Raw genomic sequence first — 4371 nt, 5'->3', positions numbered from 1 at the left:
ACAATGTAGCTAACGGAAATAATCTAAAACTCCATGTCCCGCTGAACCAACACACGTTTTGATAACTCTTGATCCGACATTTGGGCGTGCCGTTGTTCGTTTTCGTAAGCTTTTCTGCGGTCTATCTTGCTTTTTTCCATGGTTTCATCAAAATCATTGGTTTGTGTCCACAGTTTCAAATCTCTGGCAGCCTTGGCTAGCACAGGCTCCTGAAATAGAGCTTCCAGACTTGCTTTCAGGTCGGGTGGCAAGGATTCTGTTGAACCATGAGATAGGCAGTTGCTCATTTTTGAAGTGGCTCCTGTGTGATGGAAAGGGTTGGACTGATTGCTCAGCATCAGTCAGAAGCACAAATCGGCCCATGTCGGGTGACAAATTTGTACCATGCAAAACCATTTCCGGTTGAGATGGGCGTCAACAGAAAACCAACGACACCGTTTACAACAAAAGTTAACACGGAAAAGTTTTTGCAAATATTTTTTTAAAATATTTCTTGGTGTCAGAGGTGTCAAGCATAAATAGACGTTGCGTGAAAATTTTCAATACAGATTAAAATTATTCATAATTGCCACAAAAATGACTTATTTGTTTTTCTTTAGGGTTCTGAAACACATATTAATGGTTAATATTGAAAACCTGTTAAATTTGTATAAACTTTAAATTTTATATAAATGATTAATTGCCGTATAAACATCGATCTCTTGTATGGTGTGACGAGATTATTCGGTTTAGTATATTAATGTAAGTCAGATATCTTTCTGTTTTATAAAAATTTTAGTGTATGACGCTTTTGCTGTCAAGCGGAGGCCATTCACCATTAATCACGGTTTGCTCTGTCAGAATTGAAAAGTCACGATTTTTTTGAGTTGATTCACCTGGGGTTGCTCTGATGCGTTAAAAATGCCTTGTTGTCCGGCCATCGGTTGGCTTAATCTGTACGTTTGAATCTTGTTCATTCCGCTCGCCATTTCCTGGTTGGAGAACCGCGATGTCCGCGCAAACCCTGTTTCACAAGATCTGGAATGCCCATGTGATCCGTTCCGAGCCGGACGGCACGTCGTTGTTGTACGTGGATCGTCATCTGGTCCACGAGGTGACCAGTCCGCAGGCCTTTGAGGGGCTGCGTCTGGCGGGTCGCAAGGTGTTTCGTCCGGGACAGACCTTCGCGGTGCCGGATCACAACGTGCCGACCCGTGATCTGGAACTCGGCATCCGTGATCCGGTTTCGCGTCTTCAGGTCGAGACCCTGAACGCCAATTGCGCCGAATTCGGCGTCACCGAGTACGGGCTGGGCGATCCGCGTCAGGGGGTGGTGCATGTCATGGCCCCGGAACAGGGGATCACCCTGCCCGGCTTCATCGTGGTGTGCGGCGACTCCCATACAGCCACCCACGGCGCTTTCGGCGCGCTGGCTTTCGGCATCGGCACCTCCGAGGTGGAACATGTTCTGGCCACCCAGACCCTGCCGCAGAAAGAGCCTCGCACCATGCGCATCACCGTGGAAGGCGCGCTGCCTTTCGGCGTCACCGCCAAGGATGTGATCCTGCACATCATCGGCGCCATCGGTACCGCGGGCGGAACCGGCCATGCCGTCGAATTCGCGGGCGAGGCGATTCGCTCCCTCTCCATGGAGGGGCGCATGACCCTCTGCAACATGGCCATCGAGGGCGGTGCACGCGCCGGCATGGTGGCGGTGGACGAGAAGACCCTGGCTTATCTGTGCGATCGTCCGTTGGCTCCCAAGGGGGCGCTGTGGGATCGGGCGGTCGGGCAGTGGCGGCAGTTGCACTCTGACGAGGGGGCCGTTTTTGACCGGGAGTTGACCTTCCAGGCCGCCGACATCGCGCCGCAGGTCACCTGGGGCACCTCCCCGGAGATGACCCTGCCGGTGACCGGTCGGGTGCCGGATCCGGCTGCCGAGAGCCATCCGGTCAAGCGCGGTTCCATCGAGAAGGCATTGATCTACATGGGGCTTGAGGCTGGCAAAGCGTTGACCGGGATCCCGGTCGATAAAGTGTTCATCGGCTCCTGCACCAACGGACGCATCGAGGATCTGCGCGCGGCGGCGGCCATGGTGCGGGGACGGCGCAAGTCCGACACGGTGAAGCTGGCGATGGTGGTGCCCGGCACCGGACTGGTGCGGGCCCAGGCCGAGGAGGAGGGGTTGGATCGGGTTTTTCTGGATGCCGGATTCGAGTGGCGCATGCCGGGTTGTTCCATGTGCCTGGCCATGAATGACGACATCCTGCAACCGGGGGAACGGTGCGCTTCGACCTCGAACCGCAACTTCGAGGGGCGGCAGGGTCCGGGCGGGCGCACCCATCTGGTCAGTCCGGCCATGGCCGCGGCGGCGGCGATCGCCGGTCATTTCGTCGATATCCGCGTGGCTCCCTGGGCCGACGCCTGATCTGGTCATTCACCGAAGGGAGTTTTCGCTCATGGAACCATTCAAGACTCTGACCTCCATCGTGGCCCCGCTCGATCGGGCCAATGTGGATACCGACGCCATCATCCCCAAGCAGTTCCTCAAATCGATCCGGCGTACCGGTTTCGGTCCCAATCTGTTCGACGAGTGGCGTTATCTGGATCGGGGCGAGCCCGGTCAATCCTGCGAGGGGCGGCCACTCAATCCCGATTTCGTGCTCAACCAGCCCCGCTATCAGGGGGCGGAGATCCTTTTGTCGCGCGAGAACTTCGGTTGCGGCTCGAGCCGTGAGCATGCCCCGTGGGCTCTGCTCGGATACGGTTTCCGGGTGATCATCGCCCCGAGTTTCGCGGATATTTTCTTCAACAACTGCTTCAAGAACGGGATTCTGCCGGTCCGGTTGCCGGCGGAGGTCGTCAACGGGCTCTTTGACGCGGTTGCCGCGCGCGAGGGGTATCGGCTCACCGTCGATCTGCCGGCCCAGACGGTCACCACGCCGGATGGCATCGCTCACGCCTTCGAGGTGGATCCGTTCCGCAAGCACTGTCTGCTCAATGGCCTGGACGACATCGGCCTGACTCTGGAACATCGGGGTCAGATCGAGGCGTTCGAGTCGCAACGTCGCCAATCGGCGCCCTGGGTTTTTGTCGCGTGAGAGGGGTCTGAAATCATGGAGAAGAGCATCTATCTGTTGCCCGGCGATGGCATCGGCCAGGAGATCATGGCCGAAGCGGTCAAGATTCTCGACTGGGTGCAAGGCCAAGGGTTGGCATCCCTCAAGATCACCGAAGGGTTGATCGGCGGCACCGCCTATGATCGGACCGGCACCCCGTTGCCGGCGGCCACGGTTGCCGAGGCCAAGGCGGCGGATGCCGTGCTGTTGGGCGCGGTTGGCGGGGTGAAGTGGGAGGCCCTCGATTATGCGGTGCGTCCGGAGCGTGGGTTGCTCGGCATTCGCAAGGAGTTGGATCTTTATTGCAACCTGCGTCCGGCCCAGGTTTTTCCGCAGCTGGCCAATGCTTCGACCTTGAAGCCCGAGGTGGTCGCCGGAATCGACATCATGGTGGTGCGGGAGCTTTCCTCCGGGATCTATTTCGGGCAGCCGCGCGGGGTCGAGACCCTGCCGGATGGTCGCAAGAAGGGGGTGAACACCGAGGTTTACTACACGGACGAGATCGTGCGCGTGGCCAAGCGGGCTTTCGAGATCGCCGGCAAGCGTTCCGGGCGGCTCTGTTCGGTGGACAAGGCCAACGTGCTCGAGTGTACCGAGTTGTGGCGCAAGACGGTGATCGAGGTGGGGTCGGACCATCCTGGCATCGCGTTGTCGCATATGTATGTGGACAACGCCGCGATGCAGTTGATTCGCAATCCGCGTCAGTTCGACGTGATTTTGACCACCAATCTGTTCGGGGATATCCTGTCGGACGAGGCGAGCATGTTGACCGGTTCCATCGGCATGTTGCCTTCGGCGTCGTTGGGCGATCGGAGTGCGTTGTATGAACCGATTCACGGTTCTGCCCCGGACATCGCCGGCATGGGGGTGGCCAATCCGTTGGCGATGATTCTTTCCGTGGCGATGATGTTCAAGTATACGTTGAACCTGCCGGAGGTGGCGGATCGGATCGAGCGTGCGGTGCATCGGGTGTTGGATGCCGGGTTGCGTACGGCGGACATCATGCAGGAGGGGATGACCAAGGTCGGGACCGTGGCCATGGGCGATGCGGTGGTCAAGGCGTTGGCGTAGAAAGGGTTCGAACCGTTAGCGACCGGGGGCCGAAGGTCTCTGACAATCGTTACGGGGGCCCGGGGGCCGAAGGTCCCCGGCGGAGGTTCGGAGGCAGAGCCTCCGAGGTTCTGCTTTTGACTTTGCCGTTGATTCTCTCCTTTGACGTTAGGGCGTGTTGACATTCAATAATTTGATCCATATCCTGTCTCGCAGGAGGTGA

4 protein-coding genes are annotated in these 4371 nt (G+C 57.6%); 3 read left to right on the top strand and 1 reads right to left on the bottom strand.

Features of this window, described 5'->3' with window-relative positions; translation table 11 throughout:
* Nucleotides 1-23: 23 nt before the first annotated feature.
* Complete coding sequence (locus ACV4UY_RS16505) at nucleotides 24-287, bottom strand: hypothetical protein (RefSeq protein WP_491608649.1); 264 nt, start codon at nucleotides 285-287, stop codon at nucleotides 24-26.
* Between the two features lie 701 nt (nucleotides 288-988).
* Here ACV4UY_RS16505 and leuC point away from each other — a divergent pair.
* From leuC to leuB, 3 genes are read left to right on the top strand one after another with little or no spacing between them, the layout of a single operon-like run.
* Nucleotides 989-2407: a 3-isopropylmalate dehydratase large subunit gene (gene leuC / locus ACV4UY_RS16500; protein WP_491608648.1), complete on the top strand. Its 1419-nt coding sequence runs from the start codon at nucleotides 989-991 to the stop codon at nucleotides 2405-2407.
* Between the two features lie 31 nt (nucleotides 2408-2438).
* Nucleotides 2439-3080 carry a 3-isopropylmalate dehydratase small subunit gene (gene leuD / locus ACV4UY_RS16495; RefSeq protein WP_491608647.1) on the top strand — a complete coding sequence of 214 codons (642 nt, stop codon included), beginning with the start codon at nucleotides 2439-2441 and terminating at the stop codon, nucleotides 3078-3080.
* 15 nt (nucleotides 3081-3095) lie between these two features.
* Nucleotides 3096-4169, top strand: coding sequence for a 3-isopropylmalate dehydrogenase (gene leuB / locus ACV4UY_RS16490; protein WP_491608646.1), 1074 nt, complete (start codon nucleotides 3096-3098; stop codon nucleotides 4167-4169).
* Nucleotides 4170-4371 lie beyond the last annotated feature (202 nt).

The sequence above is a fragment of the Candidatus Magnetaquiglobus sp. genome (assembly GCF_058402785.1).
The sequence above is the reverse complement of the archived record's forward strand: the minus strand, read 5'-3'. Positions and strand labels throughout refer to the sequence as shown.

Coding starts and splice junctions, on each gene's coding strand:
- leuB (WP_491608646.1), top strand. CDS start 3,096: ATGGAGAAGAGCATCTATCTGTTGCCCGGCGATGGCATCGGCCAGGAG.
- ACV4UY_RS16505 (WP_491608649.1), bottom strand. CDS start 287: ATGAGCAACTGCCTATCTCATGGTTCAACAGAATCCTTGCCACCCGAC.
- leuC (WP_491608648.1), top strand. CDS start 989: ATGTCCGCGCAAACCCTGTTTCACAAGATCTGGAATGCCCATGTGATC.
- leuD (WP_491608647.1), top strand. CDS start 2,439: ATGGAACCATTCAAGACTCTGACCTCCATCGTGGCCCCGCTCGATCGG.